At 70.9% G+C, this 19,426-nt stretch carries 15 protein-coding genes and 1 pseudogene; 5 read left to right on the top strand and 11 right to left on the bottom strand.

Features of this window, described 5'->3' with window-relative positions; genetic code table 11:
* A pseudogene (locus tag AB0M56_RS40840) lies at nucleotides 1-271 on the top strand (hypothetical protein); the annotation flags it as partial.
* Nucleotides 272-336: 65 nt separating this feature from the next.
* Here AB0M56_RS40840 and AB0M56_RS40835 read toward each other — a convergent pair.
* From AB0M56_RS40835 to AB0M56_RS40800, 8 genes are all read right to left on the bottom strand, one after another.
* A complete protein-coding gene (locus tag AB0M56_RS40835) occupies nucleotides 337-1,335 on the bottom strand; it encodes a YdcF family protein (RefSeq protein ID WP_364186314.1) in 999 nt (332 codons plus the stop codon).
* A gap of 48 nt (nucleotides 1,336-1,383) precedes the next feature.
* A complete protein-coding gene (locus AB0M56_RS40830; RefSeq protein WP_220246860.1) occupies nucleotides 1,384-2,265 on the bottom strand; it encodes an ABC transporter permease in 882 nt (293 codons plus the stop codon).
* Nucleotides 2,252-3,043, bottom strand: a complete 792-nt coding sequence (locus tag AB0M56_RS40825) for an ABC transporter ATP-binding protein (protein WP_364186312.1) — start codon at nucleotides 3,041-3,043, stop codon at nucleotides 2,252-2,254. The genes AB0M56_RS40830 and AB0M56_RS40825 overlap by 14 nt, the downstream gene beginning before the upstream one ends.
* Before the next feature lie 48 nt (nucleotides 3,044-3,091).
* Nucleotides 3,092-4,150: an ABC transporter substrate-binding protein gene (locus AB0M56_RS40820; RefSeq protein WP_364186322.1), complete on the bottom strand. Its 1,059-nt coding sequence runs from the start codon at nucleotides 4,148-4,150 to the stop codon at nucleotides 3,092-3,094.
* 115 nt (nucleotides 4,151-4,265) lie between these two features.
* On the bottom strand, nucleotides 4,266-5,303 hold the full coding sequence (locus tag AB0M56_RS40815; RefSeq protein WP_364186310.1) for an S-adenosylmethionine:tRNA ribosyltransferase-isomerase: 1,038 nt from the start codon (nucleotides 5,301-5,303) through the stop codon (nucleotides 4,266-4,268).
* Nucleotides 5,300-5,980: an SDR family NAD(P)-dependent oxidoreductase gene (locus AB0M56_RS40810; protein WP_364186308.1), complete on the bottom strand. Its 681-nt coding sequence runs from the start codon at nucleotides 5,978-5,980 to the stop codon at nucleotides 5,300-5,302. The genes AB0M56_RS40815 and AB0M56_RS40810 overlap by 4 nt, the downstream gene beginning before the upstream one ends.
* 43 nt (nucleotides 5,981-6,023) lie before the next feature.
* Complete coding sequence (locus AB0M56_RS40805; RefSeq protein WP_364186306.1) at nucleotides 6,024-7,397, bottom strand: cytosine permease; 1,374 nt, start codon at nucleotides 7,395-7,397, stop codon at nucleotides 6,024-6,026.
* Nucleotides 7,398-7,427: 30 nt separating this feature from the next.
* Nucleotides 7,428-7,616: a hypothetical protein gene (locus tag AB0M56_RS40800; protein WP_364186304.1), complete on the bottom strand. Its 189-nt coding sequence runs from the start codon at nucleotides 7,614-7,616 to the stop codon at nucleotides 7,428-7,430.
* Between the two features lie 93 nt (nucleotides 7,617-7,709).
* On the opposite strand from AB0M56_RS40800, the gene AB0M56_RS40795 reads away from it, so the two are divergent.
* Nucleotides 7,710-9,071 (top strand): MFS transporter, encoded by a 1,362-nt coding sequence (locus tag AB0M56_RS40795; RefSeq protein WP_364186302.1) that lies wholly within the window; start codon nucleotides 7,710-7,712, stop codon nucleotides 9,069-9,071.
* Here the strand turns inward: AB0M56_RS40795 and AB0M56_RS40790 are convergent.
* The 3 genes from AB0M56_RS40790 to AB0M56_RS40780 form a co-directional block, all read right to left on the bottom strand.
* Entirely contained in the window at nucleotides 9,011-10,990 is a 1,980-nt protein-coding gene (locus AB0M56_RS40790) for a S53 family peptidase (RefSeq protein ID WP_364186301.1), read from the bottom strand. The two genes, AB0M56_RS40795 and AB0M56_RS40790, sit on opposite strands and share 61 nt — an antisense overlap.
* Nucleotides 10,991-11,267: 277 nt before the next feature.
* Nucleotides 11,268-12,821: an alkaline phosphatase D family protein gene (locus AB0M56_RS40785; RefSeq protein WP_364186300.1), complete on the bottom strand. Its 1,554-nt coding sequence runs from the start codon at nucleotides 12,819-12,821 to the stop codon at nucleotides 11,268-11,270.
* 30 nt (nucleotides 12,822-12,851) lie between these two features.
* Nucleotides 12,852-13,514 carry a hypothetical protein gene (locus tag AB0M56_RS40780; protein ID WP_364186298.1) on the bottom strand — a complete coding sequence of 221 codons (663 nt, stop codon included), beginning with the start codon at nucleotides 13,512-13,514 and terminating at the stop codon, nucleotides 12,852-12,854.
* 102 nt (nucleotides 13,515-13,616) lie between these two features.
* On the opposite strand from AB0M56_RS40780, the gene AB0M56_RS40775 reads away from it, so the two are divergent.
* From AB0M56_RS40775 to AB0M56_RS40765, 3 genes are all read left to right on the top strand, one after another.
* The gene (locus AB0M56_RS40775; RefSeq protein WP_364186297.1) at nucleotides 13,617-16,628 is read left to right on the top strand and encodes a BTAD domain-containing putative transcriptional regulator; all 3,012 of its coding nucleotides are present in this window, start codon (nucleotides 13,617-13,619) and stop codon (nucleotides 16,626-16,628) included.
* A 91-nt stretch (nucleotides 16,629-16,719) separates the two neighbouring features.
* The gene (locus tag AB0M56_RS40770; protein WP_364186295.1) at nucleotides 16,720-17,916 is read left to right on the top strand and encodes a hypothetical protein; all 1,197 of its coding nucleotides are present in this window, start codon (nucleotides 16,720-16,722) and stop codon (nucleotides 17,914-17,916) included.
* Nucleotides 17,917-17,970: 54 nt separating this feature from the next.
* Nucleotides 17,971-19,374, top strand: coding sequence for an FAD-binding oxidoreductase (locus AB0M56_RS40765; protein WP_364186294.1), 1,404 nt, complete (start codon nucleotides 17,971-17,973; stop codon nucleotides 19,372-19,374).
* Nucleotides 19,375-19,426: the final 52 nt, after the last annotated feature.

Genomic DNA, 19,426 nt, shown 5'->3' with positions numbered 1-19,426 from the left:
GCGGCTCACCACGGCGCCGGCGCACCTGCCGCAGGATCCGCTCCAGGTCAGGCAGGCGCTCGACCTCTTCGACGCGGGCACCATGCTGATGTACGGTCGCGGTGGCGCAGCCGCCGCCCGCACGCAGGGCGAACCGCGCCGCGGTGGTTCCGGCCAGTCGGCGACGCGTTCGCAGCAGCCCAGCCGCGCCGGCTCGGCCTCCGGCTCCAGCCGTGGCGCCGCGGCATTCTCGGCCGGCACCCGCGCGGGATCTCGCCGCACCGGGCGCTGACCGTCCACTTCAGACCGGCCCGCAGGCTCCTCGCCTGCGGGCCGGTTTTTTGTGCCGCAGGCGCGTCAGAGCTGGCCGAGCAAGGCGAACGCCGGCGGGAAACCGCCCAGCACCACGAACGCGGCGATGTTCGTCTTCTTGTACTGCACCAGCAAAGCCACGAACTCCCGCAGAAAGGCACTCGGCACGAAGTACGACGCCGTCTTCGCCCCGATCACGTCCAGGCGCAACCGCAGGCGGCGAGCGAGGATGGCGGTGCGGAAGACGTGGTAGTTGTTCGTCACGGCGAGGATCCGGCCGGAAATCCCCCGCGCGCGCAGCAGTTCCACGCTGAAGCGCAGGTTCTCGTCGGTAGTCGTGGCCTTGTCCTCCAGCAGCACCGACTCCCGAGGCACTCCGGCGTTCTCCAGATACGCAGCCATCGCCACGGCTTCCGAGGTGAGCTCGTCACTGCCCTGGCCACCGGACACAACCACGACGGCCTCGGGCGAGCGCTGGTAGCACTGCACCCCGCGGTCCAGCCGGCTGGCCAGCAGCGGCGGCACGCGGTCACCCAGCAAACCGGAGCCCAGCACGATGATCGCGACGGCGCGGGCGCGGCGGTTCAACCGGCTGTAGAGCACGGAGTACATGAGCAGCGCCGTGAACACGAACGCCAGATACGCCGAGAGCAGCAGTGCCGAGAGCGCCACCACGATCAGCCACGGCGCCGCGCGCGTGAAAGCGACCGCGCCCACCGTGAAGACGTAGACCGCCAGAATCGCCAGCCCCGCGAGCAGCGACAGCAGGTTCGCCGGCCGATGCCCCTCGCGGCGCCACATCACCGCGCCGTTGGCGACCAGCGCCCACGGCAGCACCAGCGCGGCGATCACCGCCACCACCGCGACGACGATCAGAACCACGGTCTGCAGCCACACCAGCCCCGCCGTAAGGCTGAAGAGCCACAACGCCGTCAACACCAAAGCGATCGCGAACCACACGGCGTTGCCGAACCGCCGTGGCTCGCGCAGGAACCGCACCAAGAAGATCAGATCGGCGAGCAGCGCCAGGATCGCGGGGGCCATGATCGGACATTGTGGTGGGTGCCGCGAAACCGCGTCCGATGAACCCCGTCAGAGCGAGGACGTGAGGCCGCGCGCCCGCAGCACGGCGCGCTCCAGCGGCCGGAACACCAGCAGCTCGATCCCGATTCCGACGAGCAGGATCAGGAAGATCGCTGCGATCACCTTCTCGATCGCGTTGAGCGACGAGCCCTGGTTCAAGTACGCGCCCAGGCCGATGCCGAGCTGCGGCGACAGCGCGATCAGCTCGGCCGCCATCAGCGAACGCCACGAGAACGCCCAGCCCTGCTTCAGCCCGGCGAGGAAGCCGGGCAACGCGGCCGGCAGCAGGATGTGGCGGGCCGCGGCCAGCCGGCGCGCGCCCATGACCTGGCCGACGCGCGGCAGGATCGGCGGGATCTGGTCGATACCGGACACGAGGCCGTTGGCGATCGAGGGCACGGACCCGAGCAACACGACGAAGTAGATCGCCGCGTCGTTGATACCGAACCACAGGATCGCGGCCGGCACCCAGGCCACGGACGGCAGGCTCTGCAGCCCCGTGAGCAGCGGCCCGATCGCCGCGCGCACCACGCGGACCTTGGCGACGAGCAGCCCGAGCGGCGTCCCGATCACCACGCCCGCGGCGAAGCCGAGCGCGGCGCGGTGCAGCGACGTCCAGATGAAGCCGAACACCTCACCGTCGGTGAGGCGGTCCCAGAACTCGTTCCACACGGCCAGCGGCGCGGGCAGCTGCGCCTCCGGCCAGAACGCGGCGGCCCACAGGATCTGCCACACGACCACGAGCAGCACGAGCGCGACGACCGGCGGCAGGAAACCCCACGCGAACCGCCGCCAGAACGACGGGCGGCGCTCCCCTACCGGGGCGTCGAGCGCGTCGAGGCCGGAACCGACGGCGTCCAGCTCGTCGACGGGTCCGTCAGGCTGCGGCATGGGTGCTGATCACCTTTCGCAGGTGGCCGGTGATTTCTTCGGTCAGCTCCTCGGTGTCGGCCAGCGGCACGTCGGTCCACTCGCGCACCACGCGGCCCGGGCGCGAGGACAGCAGAACCACGCGCTGGCCCAGCCGCACGGCCTCGCGCACGTCGTGGGTCACGAACAGCACCGACGTGCCCGTGCTGCCCCACACGCGCAGCAGCTCGCCCTGCAGCACGTCGCGGGTGATGGCGTCGAGGGCGGCGAACGGTTCGTCCATCAGCAGCAGTGCCTGCTCGGCGTCACCGCCGACGCGGTGGGTCGCCGCGAGCGCGCGGGCCAGCGCGACCCGCTGGCGCATGCCACCGGACAGCTCGTGCGGACGCTTGTCGCCCACGCCGCTCAGGCGCACCAGGTCCAGCAGCTCGGCGGCCTTGCGGCGGCGCTCGGCGCGGCCGAACCCGGCCAGGCGCAGCGGCAGCTCGACGTTGCGGCTGGCCGTGAGCCACGGCATCAGCGCGGCCTCCTGGAACATCACCGCCGGGCGCGAGGTGTTGAGCGTGATCTCCCCCGCCGACGGCGCGTCGAGGCCGGCCACGAGGTTCAGCAGCGTGCTCTTGCCGCAGCCCGACGCGCCGAGCAGGCACACGAACTCACCTGGCGCCACCGCCAGGTCCATGCCGTCGAGCGCCACCACGGCGCGCCCGGCCGGGCCGAACGCCTTGCCGACGCCGGACAGGCGCACGGCGGCGGTGGCGGTGAAGTCGGTCCGTCCACTGGGGAGGGTGATGGTCATCGCTCGCTGCCTCTCTTCGATCACCAGGGCTGGATCACCGGGACGCGGTCACTTGGCCAGGGCGGGGGCTTCGACGGCGGGTTGCTTCGCTTCCTGCAGGACCTCGTTGAGCGGACCGAAGTCGGCGAACCCCTTGAGCGCCACGGCGGACTTCGCGACGCCCGCGGTGACGGAGTCCTGCGCCAGCTGCGGGAACTGCTCGGGGATCGGGTCCGTGGTCAGCTCGATGCCAGAGAACGCGCGGTCGAGCACGGCCGGGCTCAGCGAGCTGCCGGCGAGCTTCTTGAGCGCTCCGTTGACGACCGTCTTCGCATCCGCCGGATTGGCCTTGGCCCAGTCGATGGCCGCCAGCTCGCCCTTCAGCACCGCGCGCACGGTGTCGGGGTGCTGTTGCAGGAACTCGCTGCGCACGATCACCACGGTGGTCGGGAACCGGCCGTCGGGCCACAGCGACTTCTCGTCGACGAGCACCTTCGCGCCGGCGTCGAGCACCAGCCGCGAGGACCACGGCTCGGGCAGCCAGCCGCCGTCGACGTCGCCCTTGCGGAAGGCGTCGAGTGTCTTCGGGTTGTCCATCGTGGTCACGGTGACCTGGCCGGTGAGCTGCTTGCCGACGAGGAACTTCTTGAGCGCCACGTCCTGCGTGTTGCCCAGCTGCGGCGTCGTCAGCGTCTTGCCCTTGAGCTGGTCGACACTGGTGATGTCCGGCTTCACCACAAGCTGGGCACCGCCCGAGACCGCGCCCGAGACCAGCTGGATGGCGCCTTCGGACTTGCTGAAGGCCGTGATGGCCGGGCCCGAGCCGATGAACGCCATGTCGAGCGACTTGCCGAGCAGCGCGTTGACCTCGTCGGGGCCGGCGTTGAACGTCTGCGTGGTCAGCTTCGTCTTGCCCAGCTGCTGGGTGAAGAAGCCCTTGTCGACGCCGATCAGCGCCGGCGCGTGGGTGACGTTCGGGAAGTAGCCGAGGCGGACCTCCGTCGCCGCGCCCTCGTCCGTGGCCGCGGCCTGGGGCCGGTCCGCGCGTGAACAGCCCGTGAGTGCGCCCACCGCGGTCAGCGCGACGAGCGCGGCGGCGAACAGACGGGTTCTCGGGAGCTTGCGCACGGGTGGGCCCTTCCAGCGGCGACGGGTCCCGGCGAGGTTCGCACGGTCACTCACCCGGGCGCATCGACATCCGCATCGCGGGAAAACCGGTGGGAGGCCCTTGACAGGGGTGCCGTTACTTGCTCAGCAGCAACGAGACGTCACCGAACTCGTGCCAGAGGTACCTCCGCTCGACGGCCGCGTCGTAGGCGCGCTGCACCAGAGCGGGGCCGACGACGGCCTCGAGCAGGAGCAGGTGCGAGGCCTCAGGCGTGTGCAGGCCGGTGACGAGCCCGTCGACGACCTGGGCCGGGTGGTCCGGGCCCAGCACCAGCGACGTCCAGCCCGACGCGGCGGTGACGGAGCCGTCCACCGCGGCCGACTCGAGCGCGCGGACCGCGGTCGTCCCCACGGCGACGACGCGGCCACCCTGCGTGCGAACCCAGTTGACCAGCGCGGCCGTGGTGGCGGGGACGCGGAAGCGCTCCGCGTACGGGGGCTCTCCCGCTTCCGGCGACGAGACGCCGGTGTGCAGCAGGATCGGCGCGAAGAGGACGCCGCGGGAGACCAGCTGCGTCACCAGTTCCGCGGTGAAGGGGCGGGCGGCGCTGGGCATTTCCGCCGAGCCGGGGTCGCGGGCGAACACGGTCTGGTAGTCGGTGAGCGGCCACGTGCGTGGGACGTAGCCGTAGCGGATGGGGCGGCCGACGAGCGCCAGGTACTTCTCCACGCCGCCTTCGACGTCGACGCGGGCGCGCCAGAGCCGTCGCCGGCCGGCGATGTGCGGCTCGAGCAGGGTAAGGCCGGCTCCGGCGGGCAGCGCGAGGTGCTCGCCTTCGCGGCCGTCGAGCAGCGGGCCACCGGTGGCGCGGAGTTCGACGACCCAGGTGCCCTCGTCGAACTCCACGGCGTCGAGCTCGGTGGAGAAGTGGACGCCGACGACGTGGTCGCCGCGCACGGCGTCGACGGCCGCCGGGAGCGTGCCCGAAGTGTTGACGACGAGCAGGTCACCGGGCCGCAGGTGGTCGCCGACCTCGCGGAACGTGGCGTGGTGGACCCCGGCCGGGCTCGCGGTGAGCAGCCGGACCTCGTCGCGGGCGAGGCCCCGTGCTTCGGGTGGTGCGACGGCGAGCAGATCGTCCGACAGCGTGAAGCGGGTGTGCGGAGTGGTCACGAGCGCACCGCCGTGGCGAGGTCGGCGGCGCGGTAGCGGCCGCTGGGCGGGCGTTCGTCGAGCAGCCTGAGGAACGCGGGAACAGCCGTCTCGGGCAGCGGCCGGTCGGAGATGTCCTCGCCGGGGAAGGCGAGCTGGTGCATGGCCGTGCGCAGGTCACCGGGGTCGACGGCGTAGACGGCGAGCTCCGGGTTCTCGACGCCGAGCACGGCCGTGGCGTGGTCGAGCGCGGCTTTCGCGGAGCCGTAGGCACCCCAGCCCTCGTAGGGTTCGACGGCGGCGTCGGAGCTGATGTCGACGAGAGTGCCGTTCGCGGTTTTCAGCGCGGGCAGCAGCGTTCGAGTGAGTGCGAGGGGCGCGAAGACGTTGGTGCGGTAGACGGATTCCAGGGCTTCGAGCGGGTAGTCGGCCAGCGGCGGCAGCGGGCTGATGCCGAGGCTGCTGGCATTGTTCACGAGCAGATCGAGCCGCGGCCCGGCGGCCTCGGCGAGGGCGGCGCGGTGCGCCGGGTCCGTGACGTCGCCGGGCACGGCGGTGAAGCCGATCTCGTCGGCGGTAGTCCGCAACGCTTCCGCACCCCGCGCGGTGCCCAGCACTGTCCACTTGCGACGGACGAGGGCCCCGGCGAGGGCCCGCCCCAGCCCGGCTGACGCGCCGGTGATGACGGCGACTGGCATGGTTCCTCCTGGCGTAGGTACCAACCAGCGTGCGACCTCTACTTTACTGGAGGTCAACCTTCTTTCCGCCACGCAGGATCAAATACGCCACCAGTGAAACCACGAACCCCGCGTAGTACGCCAGATCCGCACCGTGCAGGGCGGCGGTGACAGGTCCGGTGTAGACAGTGGTGTTCATGAACGGCACCGCCGCCGCGAAACCGACCAGGAACGCCACCAGCGCGGCCCACGTCCGGGTGGATTTACGCAGCTCAGCGCCGATGTCGAAGCGCCGGCCGGCCTTCGTGCGACGTAGCCAGTCGGGCACCACGACACCCAGGAACGGCGGGATCCAGTAGCTCACGAACAGCAGCACGTTCTCGAACTTCGCCGACAGGTCGCCGCTGTGCATCCAGAGGATGAGCACGAACGCCAGCACGGTCACCACGACCGCGGACACCGGGCGGCGCAACCGCACGCCCACGGTTTGGAGGGCGAGCGAGCCGCTGTAGTCGTTCATGGCGTTGGACGACACGGCGGCCAGCGCGATCACCAGCAGCGCCAGGCCACCGACCACGCCGCCGCCGACCAGCTGCGAGACGCCGGCCGCGGTCTGGTCGCCCAGCGCCGAGCCGAGCGCGAGGCCGATGCCCTCGCCCAGCGCGTAGGACGCGACGAGCCCGAGCAGCGTGAACCAGAAGACCCCGGCCGGCTTCGTGTCGGCGGGCAGGTAGCGACTGAAGTCGGCGGCGTAGGGCGCCCACGAGATGGCGAGGCTGAGCGTGATCGTGGAGAACAGCACGATGGCGCCCGCATAGTCGCCGCCGGTCGCGGAGTCGGTGAACGTGATCGGGTGGTCGAGCACGACCTTGACCGCGAGCGCCACGAACGCGACCACGAGCACCGCGCTCATCACGGCCTGGACGCGGTGGATCACGGCGTAGCCGAACACGCCGAGCAGGCATTGCAGGGCAAGCACGAGGACCACGGCGAGCCAGAACGGCAGCCCGGTCAACTCCGCCAGCGCTTCGCCGCCGAAGAGCCCCACCAGCGCGTCCCACGCGATGCTGCCGAGCCACTGCACGAGCCCTGGCAGCACCACGGTCTTGCCGAACGGCAGGCGCGCGAGCGGCAATTGGCCCGCGCCGGTTTTCGGGCCCCACGTGGACAGGTACGCGGGCGGCAGCGAGCCGAGGACCGTGCCGACGAGCGCGACGATGAACCCGGTCGTGAAGCCCAGCCCCAACGTCGACCCGAGCGTGCCGGTGAAGACGGCGGTCATGGTGAGGTTGGGTGCGAACCACACGCTCGCAAGCCGCCACGGCCGGCCGAACCGGTTCGCCTCGGGCACGGGCGTGATGCCGTGCGTCTCGATGGCGAAGTCGCCCGCGCCGGACGGCATGCGTCCCCCGAAGACGTCCGCGTCGATCCCGCTCATGTACTGGCCCTTCTCCCGTTTTGCCGGGTGTCATGATTGCCGCTGGCCGGGGCTGGGGGAAGCTTCCGCGACGAACGTCTCCCCCGGCCAGGAGAACTCGGGGTCTTCGAGGTCGAAAGTGATCGAGTTGCCCAGGTTGCCGGTGACCTCGACGATCGTCCCGGACACCGCGAGCCGTTCGAACGGGTTCGGCGCTCGGGAGCGGTACCCGCTCGCCACAGGACGACAATGCGCCCGGTCATTGTTGTTCCCTTTCCAGCTCGGTCTTGAAACTCTTTCGACGGCCTCCGTCCCCGCTGGCACGATGATCGAATGGGGGTTCTGGCGTCGCGGCGCTTCGCCGTGTTCTTCGGCGCGCGGATGGTGTCGTTGCTCGGCAGCTCGATGACGCCGGTGGCACTCGCGTTCGCGGTGCTCGACGCCAGCCCGGACTCCGGGGACCTCGGCATCGTGCTGGCGTCGAACATGGTGCCATTGCTCGCGTTGCTGCTGGTCGGCGGCTCGGTGGCCGACCGCTTCCCGCGTGACCTGGTGCTGCGCCTCGCCAACCTGGGCAGCGGCGCGACCCAGCTCGTGGCGGCGGGGGTGCTGCTGACGGGGAACTACTCGCTGCCGTTCCTGGTGTGCACGGAGTTCGCCAACGGGGTGCTCACGGCGTTCACCACGCCGGCCCTGCGCGGGATCGTGCCGCAGCTGGTCGACCGGGGGTTGTTGCGTCAGGCGAACTCGCTGTTGTCCTCGGCGCGCAACATCTCGAAGGTGGCGGGGCCTTCCGTCGCGGGTGTCCTCGTGGCCACCGTCGGCGGCGGCTGGGCCATCGCGGCGGACGGCTTGTCGTTCGTGGTGGCCGGCCTGGTGTTCAGCTTTCTCCGCCTGCCCCCGGTCGCCGGCTCGTCACGGGCGGGCGTCTTGCCGGGCATCCGCGAGGGCTGGCACGCGTTCCGGCGGATCACGTGGCTGTGGCAGATCGTGGCCGCGTTCACGGTCGTCAACATCGCGCAAACCGGCGTCTGGCAGGTCCTCGGGCCGACCATCGCGCGCGCCACCATCGGCGAGGCGTCGTGGGGTGCGGTGCTGAGCGTACGGGCCGCGGGGGTGCTGATCACGGGTGTGGTCATGTACCGGGTGGCGGCTCGCCGGCTGCTGACCTTGGGGCAGGTGTGCGCCGCGTTGTCGGCCGCGCCGCTGATCGTGCTCGGCTTGCAGCCGGGGTTCGTGGCCCTGGCGGGCGCGGCTTTGGTGGCGGGGCTCGGGAGTGGGGTCGCGAACGTGGCCTGGGATACGACGGTGCAGGAGAACGTCCCCGAGCACCTGCTCTCGCGGATGGCCGCGTATGACGACTTCGGGTCGTACGTGGGGATTCCGATCGGGCAGCTGTCGGCAGGGCCGTTGGCGTCGGCGTTCGGCACCGGGCCCGTTGCCACGGCCGGTGGGGTGGTGCTGGCGGTGGCGGCGTTGGTGCCGTTGTTGTCTGTCGCCGGCGGTGCGGAAGATGCGCCACACACCGGTGGAGGCGGGTTCGGGCGGCGCCTGAAGTCCCCCGAAAACGACGCAGGCCCCCACCCTGCCGAAACGCGGCAAAGCGGGGGCCTGCACCGACCCTCAGTAGCGGATCACACGAGCAACAAGAACGGCAAGCCGTTCGGCGAGCCCAGGCCGGTGACGTCGTCGTAGCCCTTGGTGGTGTGGATCGTCAGGTTGGGGTAGTCGAGCGTGCGGGCGGAGGTCAGCAGACCGTCCGACGCGTCGACGCTGTTGGCGAAGTCCACGCGCTGCACGGCGGCGTCCACGTGTTTCACGTCGTAGATCGTGCCGGTGCGTGACGTGAGCTGGTAGAGCGCCGGGTTGATGAAGCCGTGGTGGAAGTGGTCCAGGCTGTCGGCCACGGCCATCACGCCCGCGAAGACCGGGGACGCCAGGCTGGTGCCGCCGATGCGGTACTGGTCGTAGTAGTCGCCGTCGGGGAAGCGCTGGGTCTGGCCCACGAGCATGCCGGTGTTGGGGTCGGCGACCGCGGAGATGTCCGGGACGACGCGGCCCTTGGCCTTGCCCTTCTGGTTCTTCGTGGACAGCGCGTCCGGCACGATGCCCTTCTGGTACGCCGGCTGCGGGAACACGCGGCTGGTGCCGCCGCCCGCGCCGCCGTTGAAGGCGCCCGGGAAGGACGGGGTGTAGGCACCCGCGGTGAGCGTGGACTTGCCCGTCTCCCAGCCGGTCTCGAAGGTCCGCTTGCCGGAGGCGTCGACCGCCAGCGAGGTGCCGCCGACGGCGGTGACCCACGGCGAGGAAGCCGCGAAGTCCGGCGAAGGCGTGCCGAGGCGCGCGACCTCGTCACCGTTGTCGCCGGAGGAGAAGTACACGCCGATGCCCTCGAGCGCGGCCTGCACGGCGATCTGGTTGAACGCCTTGATCTCGTCGGCCGGCAGGTCCTCGCCGGTGTCGCCGTAGGAGTTCGACACGATGTCGGCCTTGTGGCCGGCGATGATGTAGTTCAGCGCGGTGTCGAGCGAGAGGTCCTCACAGTCGGAACCGCCGACGTAGAGGATGTTCGCACCCGGCGCGAGGCCGTGGGCGGCTTCGACGTCGAGGGTCTCCTCGCCGTACCAGCCCGAGGCGTCGCACTGGTCCGGGCCCTCGTCGGCCGGGTTGACCGGGAAGACGTGCTGGCTGAACTGCGCCTTCGTCAGCGGGTGCGCCGGGTCGTTGCGCTTGGCGTACTCCGACGCGTCGGCGTAGATGGTCGGCGAGGCGAAGGCGTCCACGATCGCGATCGTGGTGCCGCGGCCGTCGGCGCCGAGCTTGGCGGCCTGGTCGAGGCCGTACGCCGAACGCAGCTGCGCCGGCTTGTAGCCGCACGGCGCGTACGGCAGCTGCTTGCCGTTGTACGCCGGGTCGGTCGTGTCGGTCTTCTGGCCGTAGTAGTCGCTGCACGGGCCCGAGTTGCGGAAACCGGCGCCGGGAGGCGCGGTCGCCGGACCGGAAGACTTCGCGGAAGCGGTGTCGGCACCCGAAGTGTGGTCCGGCTCCAGCAGGCTCGTCGCCTGGTCGATGCCCACGACACCCAGCACGGAGGAAGCAAGCGTTGCCGGCACGGACAGGTTCTTGTCCGCCGCCCGCAGCGTCTGGCCCTTCACGGCGTACTTGCCGAGCGTGACGTCGAACGTCTTCTGCACCTGGTCCGCCGTACCGACGGCCTCCACGTACGCGCGGTTCGACGGCACGTCGCCGATCTGGAACCCGGCGCCCGACAGCCACGTCTTCACCGCGGACACGGTCTGGTCCGAAGCGGTGAAGCGGTCGCGCACCTGCTGCGGCGACAGGTACTGCCGGTAGCTCTTGGACTGCGGGTCGGACACGCCCGCCGCCACAGCTTCGGCACTGGCCTCGTCACGCAGGTTCAGGTACACCCGGAAGTCCAGCTTGGACGCCGGCGCGGTGTTCGCAACCCTGGCCCCGGCGTTCGCCCAGAGCGGGTGCGACGCGGGGATGTCGGCCCGACCCGGGGCCGACGCCGCAGACGCCAGCCCCGGCGTGGCGGCCGCGAGGCCACCCGCCATCGCCAGCGAAAGGAACACGGTGAGACTTCTTCGCACAGGCAACTCCCTCGTGAATCGCGGCCCCAGGCCGCAGACGTCCGGCCCGAGACTAGGTCCGCACCGGCCGCCGGGGAAGCGTCCGGCCCGCCGGTGCGGAACCGTTATCTCGAAGCCACACTCGATCTTCGTTGGCACACAAGGAGGAAGTCCGGTTCGTCCACACTGTCCCGAGTGGAATGTCGCCTAATGGAACAAAAGTCCGATTCGGAAGTTCCGCATCGCGGTATCACGGAGCACGCCGGACGGGGAAGCACCACCTACTTCCGTCGGTTGCTCACACCGCCTGCAGCCCCTTCGAACCCGCACCGACCACGAAGCTCTTGTCCGTCTTGATCACCAGCTTCGCCGGGTCGTTCACGCTCGTGTCCGACACCACCACGAAGTCGGCCAGCATCTGCGCCGGCGTCGCGGTGACGCGCACGTAGCCGCGTTCTCCCTTGCAGTACTTGATGTGCGGGTTGTTCGCGAGCCACGCGGCCGATGGCGGCGCGGCGTCGTCACTGTTGGACGTGACCGAGGTGGTCACCAGCTCCGAGCCGACGATCGGGTCGCCGTGGTCGAAGTAGTCCTTGCGCAGGTCGGCCGCCCAGTGGCGGTGGACGTCGCCGGTGAGCACCACCGGGTTGGGTACCTTGCGGTCGATCCAGCCTTGCGTGATGCGATCGCGCGAAGCCTGGTAGCCGTCCCACGAGTCGGGGCTCTCGCACGTGGTCGAATTGCCGTCGCCGTCGCGCTGGGCGAAGAACACCTGCTGGCCCAGAAAGTCCCACGTCGCCGGGTGCGTCTCGAACGCCTTGAGCAGCCACTGTTCCTGCGCCGTGCCGGTGATCGTGCGCGAGGTGTCGCGGTACGGACCGCACGCCGTGCCGGTGACCTGCGCGCTGCGGAACTGGCGCGTGTCCATCATGTGGAAGCGCGCGAGGTCGCCCCACAGGAACTGGCGGTACAGCTGGATCGACGACCCGCTGGGCTTGGCCGTGGACCGGATCGGCATGTGCTCGTAGAACGCCTGGAATCCGTAGCCCTTGCGGGCGGCCGAAGCTGGGCTGGTGGTGGAGTTCCAGTTGTTCATCACCTCGTGGTCGTCGAACACGACCAGCCACGGCGCCAGCGCGTGCGCGGCCTGAAGGTCCACATCGGTCTTGTGCTGGCCGTGCCGAGCCCGGTACAGAGCCAGCGTCGTGGTGTCCGAAGGCACCGCGAGCCGCCGCGGGTTGAGTTCCGCCTTCTTGCGTCCGGAAGGCTTTTCGTAGATGTAGTCGCCGAGGAACAGCACCAGGTCCGGATCGTCGCGCACCACACCCTTGTACGAGTGGTACCAGCCTTCCTCCCAGTGCTGGCAGGACGTGAAGCAGTACTTCAGCTGGTTCACGGCCGCACCCGCGGCGGGCGCCGTGCGCGTGCGCCCGACCGGCGAGATGTAGCCGGCGGTCTTGAAGCGGTAGAAGTACTCGCGCGCCGGCTCGAGACCCGTCGGCTCGATGTGCACGCTGTGCGCCGACGCGCGCACCGCGTTCACCGAACCGTTTTGCACGATCGAGGAAAACGCCTCGTCGTTCGCGATTTCCCAGTCCACCGCGTACGTCGCGTCCGGCATGCCGCCGAAGCCGTCGGCGTTGAGCGGCGCGGGGGCGAGCCGCGTCCACAGCACCACGCTGTCCGGCAACGGGTCGCCCGAGGCGATGCCGAGCTGGAACGGGTCGTGGATCGCCGGGGCGGCGACGGCGGTGCGCGCGTCGGCCCACGAAGGCAGTGCGGTCGTCGCGGCGGCCGCGGTCACGGCGGCGAGTCCGCCCAGCAGCACCGAGCGCCGGTTCACCTGGCCCATGTCAGGGATCCTTTCAGGGAGTAGGGGTTGTCAGGCCGCGAAGTCGGTGAGGCCGGCGCTGCAGCCGGCGAACGTCGGCGGCGAGGTGTTGTGGCCCGTGCAGACCTTGTAGAAGACCCACTTGCCCTGCGCGACGGGCGCGGCCTTGTCCACCGACGTGCCGTTTCCGCCGGAAGCCCAGACGTAGTACGGGCCCGAGCCGTCGGCGAGCCAGTACTGCACGACGCCGGAGCTGCCGTCGGCATTGGTGTCGTAGGCGACGAAGTGCGAGTCGGACGAGCGGAACACGCCTTCGGCGGCGCAGGACGCGGCGCACTGGGCGCTGCCGGTACCGGTGCCGCAATCGGGTGCGACGCGGCCGTCGGAGCCGGTCTGCACGTAGCCGTCGGACACGTAGCCGCCGAGCGCGGGCACGTAGTCCCAGATGGTGGTGGTGCCGAGCGGGCCGGCCACGGAACTGCCGGTGGTCTGGCACTCGATGGCGACGGTCGCGCCGTTGGCCACCGTCTTCACGGCGGTGGCGGCGGCGTTGGGTGCGCGGCGGACGTTGAGCGGGTCACCCGCGGTCTGGACCTTGCCGGGCACGGTTGACGACACTGCCGACGCGGGTACTCCCGAGGAAAACGCGAACCCGCCGATCGCGGCCAGGACAACCCCGAATCCGGCGAGGCGCCGGAGCTTCGAACGCTTCATGGCCATAGCGTGTCGAAGCCTTGTACACGACCCGTACAAATCGCGATATAGGGGACGTGAGCCTCCGAATGGATCTAGCTAACCTGCGCAAACGCTCCTAGCATGCCCGGTCATGGGGACCTTGCCGCTCAGGCGGGTAAATTGTTGACTTCGCTGGCGTTCCGAATTCTCGGACCGTTGGAGGTCATTGCTGAAGGCCGGACCGTCCCATTGGGCGGGCCGAAGCCGAGGTTGCTGCTGGCCGCGCTGGCTTTGCAGCCGAATGTCGTGGTGTCCACCGAAGTGCTGGTCGAAGTCCTCTGGCCGGGTACCGCACCTCGCTCCGCGGCAGCCAACATCCGCACCTACGTCCACTCCCTCCGCAGGCGGCTCGCGGAAACGGCACCCGAGCTGGGTGATCGCATCAGCAGCCGCGCGTCGGGATATCTGCTCATCGCCGCAGACGAAGAACTCGATCATGTGCTGTTCGCCAACCACGCTGCCGAAGCGCGGAAAGCGTTCGAACGCGGTGACGCGGAAGCGGCGCTCGCGTTGCTCGACAAAGCCGACGCGCTTTGGCGCGGCGAAGTGCTCGAAGGCCTGCCACACGACCACGGCTGGGGCGCGGCGATCGCGCGGCTGGCCGAGTTGCGCCTGTCGGTGCAGGAGCAGCGGCTGCGGGCCCGCCTCGCGCTGGGGCGCCACGGCGAGGCGATCGCCGAGCTGCGCGGCCTCGTCACCGAACACCCGTTGCGCGAACAGCTGTGGCAGCAGCTCGTGACGGCGCTTCGCGACGGCGGCCGGATCGCCGAGGCGGTGGAGGCCTACGAGCTGGCCGAGCACACGCTGGAAGAGGAACTCGGGGCGAAGCCCGGGCCCCGGCTGCGAGAGTTGCGGGCCACGCTCGTGACGCCCGCCGCGGTGCCCGGACTGCCCGGGCTGCCGGCCGAGCTCGCGGTGCCGCTACCGCGAGCTCAACCGGGGCCGCCGATCTGCCAGCTCCCGCTCGATCTGCCGGACTTCACCGGCCGCGAGGACGTGGTCGGCCGGCTGGTCACGCGCCTGCGCGAACACGGCGAGACGCGCCGGCCGACGGTGGTGGTGCTCTCGGGCGCGCCCGGCGTCGGCAAGTCCGCCATCGCGGTCCGGGTGGCCCACGCGGTGCGCGACGCTTTCGGGGACGGGCAGCTCCACGTGGACCTCGCCGGCACGTCGTCGTCGCCAAGGGCGCCGATGGGTGTGCTCGCGGAGTTGTTGCGCGCGCTCGGCATTCCCGACGCGGGCCTGCCGCGCGATCTGCCGGAACGCTCGGCGCTGCTGCGCTCGCGCCTGGCCGGCAAACGCATGTGCGTGGTACTCGACGACGCGGGCAGCGCCGCCCAGGTGCGGCCGCTGCTGCCGGGCACGGGTGCGTGCGCGGTGCTCGTGACGAGCCGGGTGCGGCTGCCCGACCTCGACGGCGCGGTGGCGGTCGACGTGGACCTCCTGCCCGAACCGGAGGCCGCGCGGCTGCTGGAGGGCATCGTCGGGGCCGAGCGGGTGGCGGCCGAGCCCGACAACGCCGCCGCGATCCTGCGTCAATGCGGGCACCTGCCGCTCGCGATCCGCGTGGCCGGGGCGAAGCTCACCAACCGGCCCAGCTGGTCGCTGCGGATCCTCGCCGATCGGCTGCACGACGAGCGGAGCCGGCTCGACGAGCTGCGCGTCGGCGACCTCGCCATGCGCGCCAGCGTGACGCTGAGCTACGACCTGCTGCCGATGTCGGCGGCCGCGGCGTTCCGCTGGCTGGGTGCGCTGGGGCCGATCCAGTTCCCCGCTTGGGTCGTCGCGGCCGCGCTGGGCCGTCCGTCGGCCGACGACGTGCTCGACGTGCTCGTCGATGCCCACCTGGTGGAGCTCGTGGCGTCCGACGCCACCGGCCAGCCGCGGTACCGGCTCCACGACCTGCTCCGCGTGTACGCGGCGGAGCTGGCCGGGCGGGACGCGCCGGAGAAGACGCGACGCGCGGCGCGACGGGTGCTCGAGGGTTACCTCGCGCTGGCCGTCGCGGCGGCGGAGCGGATGCCGATCCACTTCTTCGGCCAGTACCGCGACCACGCCGTGCCGCACCCGGAGCTGCCGGAGGGGACGGAGCAGCTCCTGGCCGACCCGGCGGCGTGGTTCGCCGCGGAGCGCCATTCCGGTGTCGCCGCGGTGACGCTGGCCGCGCAGCTCGGGTTCGACGACCTGGCGTGGCAGCTCACGGCCGCGTTCACGCCGTACTTCGACCTGCGCGGGCACCAGGACGACTGGCACGCCACGCACGAGGTGGCGCTGGCGGCGGCCCGGCGTGCGGGGGCCGAGCGCGGCGAGGCGATCGTGCAGCGCAACCTGGGGCAGATCCACCTGTACCAGGACAGCTACGCCGAAGCGTTCGTGGCGTTCGACGCGGCGCGGGAGCTGTACGAACGCGTCGGCGACGCGCAAGGCACCGGCATCGCGCTCGCCGGGCTCGGCACGATCCTGCGCATCCAGGGCGACAACGACCTCGCGCTGGAACGCTGTCACGAAGCGTCGAAGCTGTTCGCCGAAGCCGGCGACCGGCACGGCGAGGCGGTGATCCGCATCGCCGTGGGTGCCGTCTGGATGGCGCAGAAGTGCTACGCGCCGGCCAAGCGGTGGTTCACCGACGCGCTCGAGCTGGCCGCCGCGATCGGCGACCGGCACCGCGAGGCCCACGCCCTGCAACGGCTCGGGCTGCTGCACCAGCACGAGGGCAACCTCGGGCCGGCGCGCGAGTTCGTGACGCGCGCGATCGCGGTGTTCACCGATCTGGGCGACGACCACTGCGTGGGTTACGCCAACCAGAACCTCGGTGAGCTGTGCCTGCACAGCGGCGATTTCGCCCACGCGCAGCTGCTGCTGGTCAACTCGCTGAGCGTGCACCGCCGCAACGGTGACCGGCGCTCGGAGGCCGAGGTGTCGCAGCTGCTCGGTGAGCTGCATTCCGCGCTCAGCCAGCCGGAGCGCTCGCGCACGTACTCCGAGCGGGCGCTGGCGATCTGGCGGGAGCTTTCGGCGCGGCCGCAGCAATCGGCGCTGGAAACGCGGCTGGAGTCCGCTCCAGGTGAGGGGCCGCGGATCGTGTCCGCCTGACCCGTACGCGCGGGCTCGCTTGCTCGGCAAGGGGTCCTGCCGAGACGAGGATTGCGTCTCGACAGGACCCCTTTGTCGTGGAGGAGCGGGAATGGTCCGAAGAGGTCTGGTTCGGCGGGTGCTCGTGGTGCTGGCGGCGGTGCTCACGGTGGTACCCGTGACGCCGGCCGCCGCGGCCGGGTCGTGGCAGGTGGATCTGTCCACGGTGGACGGTGACGACGTGAACGTGTCCTCGGTTTCGGGTTTCCTGACGTTGGCCGACTCGGCGTGGAACCCGGTGACCGCACGGAGTTGGGGTGTTCTCGTCACGGCAACCCGTCACCTCGCCTCCTCGGTGGGCCGGCTGACCGCTCGGGTGGCGGACGACGTCCCGGCCGGCACCACCGTGGAGGTCGACGTCCGGGGCCGCGACACGGCCGGCGACTGGACCGAGTGGATACCGGCAGGCCAAGAGCTCCCGTTCGCCGTCCAGGTGGTCCAGGCCCGGATCTCCCTGTCCGGCACGGCCGACGGTGTGCGGCCGACCGTGCGTGCGGTGACGCTCGCCGCATCGGCCGGCTCGGCTCGGGACGCGGTCGTCACCGAGCCGTTGACCTACCGGATCTACGCGACGCGCGAAGGCCTCGTCGGCGGCAAGACGTCCAACGGTCACGTGATCGCCAAAAGCGACCACTTCGTGTCGTTCCCCTCCACGAAATCGGTGTCCCCCAAGGGAACCGGCTCCTACACGGCGAAGGTCTGCCGCACCGACGGCACCCGCTGCGAGTTCGCGCCCGTGTGGGAGGTCGGCCCCTGGAACACCCACGACGACTACTGGAACCCGGCCGAGGAGCGCGCCAGCTTCCCCACGCTGCCGCAGGGCACGCCCGAAGCGCAGGCCGCGTTCCAGGACGGCTTCAACGGTGGCAAGGACTCCCGCGGACGTGCGGTGAAAAATCCGGCCGGCATCGATCTCGCCGACGGCGTCTTCTGGGACGGCCTCGGCCTCACCGGCAGCTCGTGGGTCGACGTGACCTACCTCTGGACCGGCACCGGCGGCCCCGCCGGCGTGATCACCACCGCCGGCGCGCCGCTGAACCTGCGCGAGAGCCCCAGCACGTCAGCGGCGACAAAGGGCGTCGCAGCGCCCTACGCACGCGTGCCGATCGAGTGCTCGGTGCCCGGTGAGTCCGTGAGCGGCGCCCTCGGCACCAGCGCGATCTGGGACCGCGTTGGTCCGGACCTCTACGTCTCGGACACCTACGTGAAAACCGGCGCCGCCGGTCCCGTCGCGCCGATATGCCCTTGAGCTGCGACGACAGGCGACCAATACTGGACAATTCGCCAAGCCTGAGGGGGCAGCATGACCACACTCGACACGAAGGACGTGACTCCGTTGCGGCTGGGGTTCGCGGGGACCGTCTTCACGCCGGGCGACGACGGCTACGACGACGCGCGGAAGATTTGGAACGGTCAGATCGACCGGCACCCGGCCGTGATCGCCCAGGTCGCCGGCACCGCGGACGTCGCGACGGCGCTGGCGTTCGCCCGCGAGCACGGGCTGCCGGTGGGCGTGCGCGGCGGCGGGCACAGCTTCGGCGGGTTCTCGATGTGCGACGACGGCGTGGTGATCGACCTGAGCGCGCTGCGCGCGATCACCGTGGACACGCACACGCGCACCATCCGCTGCGGCGGCGGCACCACGTGGGCCGAGCTCGACGCGGCAGGCCAGCAGGAGGGGCTGGCGGTCCCGGGCGGCACGATCAGCGACACCGGCGTCGGCGGTCTGACGCTCGGCGGGGGCGTCGGCTGGCTGACCGCACGCCACGGCCTCAGCATCGACAACCTGCTCGCGGCCGACGTCGTCACGGCCGATGGTGTGCCGCTGCACGCATCGGCGGACGAGAACGCCGACCTGTTCTGGGCCCTGCGCGGCGGGGCCGGCAACTTCGGCGTGGTGACGGAGTTCGAGTTCCGCGCGCACCCGGTCGGCCCGATGATCGAGCTGGGCCTGTTCTTCTGGCCGCTCGCGCAGGCTCCCGAGGCACTGCGGTTCATCCGCGACACGCTCGCGACGCTGCCGCCGACGATGGGCGCGATGCTGGTGGGCCTCAACGCGCCGCCGGCCGACTTCGTGCCGCCCGAAGCGCACTTCGCGCCCGGGTACGCGCTGATCATCGCCGGGTTCGAAGGGCCGGAGGAGCACGCCGAGGTGGTCGCGCGAGTCCGGCGCGGGCTGCCGGCGGCGTTCGAGCTGGTGACACCGATCCCGTACGTCGGTCTGCAGAAGATGCTCGACGAAGCCGCTCCGCGCGGGCTGCTGGCGTACGAGAAGGGGCTGTACATCGACGATCTGAGCGACGAGGTGCTCGACGTGATCGCCGAGTACCTGCCGCGGAAGTCGTCGCCGCTGTCGATCACACCGATGTTCGTGATGCGCGAGGCCTACTGCAGCGTGGCCGAGGACGCGACGGCCTTCGGCGGCACGCGCACGCCCAAGATCGCCGTGAACCTCACGGCGACCACGGCCGACCTGCAGGAGTTCGAGGCGGACCGCGAGTGGGTACGCGCGTTCTGGACCGCGCTCACGCCGTTCGCGTCGAGCGCCGGCGGCTACGTCAACTTCATGACCGAGTACGACGAGAACCGCGTGCGCGCGGCGTACGGCGCCGAGAAGTACGACCGGTTGGCGCTGATCAAGGCGAAGTACGACCCCGGCAACGTCTTCCACCTGGGCGCCAACATCCGGCCCGCGGTGGCCGTCTGACAAGTCGCCGGACCGGACCACGGTGCCGGCCGCCCGCGGACACGGCGGCCGG

The organism is Amycolatopsis sp. NPDC051372 (assembly GCF_040682095.1).
Taxonomy (GTDB): domain Bacteria; phylum Actinomycetota; class Actinomycetes; order Mycobacteriales; family Pseudonocardiaceae; genus Amycolatopsis.
Note: the sequence above shows the minus strand (reverse complement) of the source record. Positions and strands in the feature narration are given on the sequence as shown.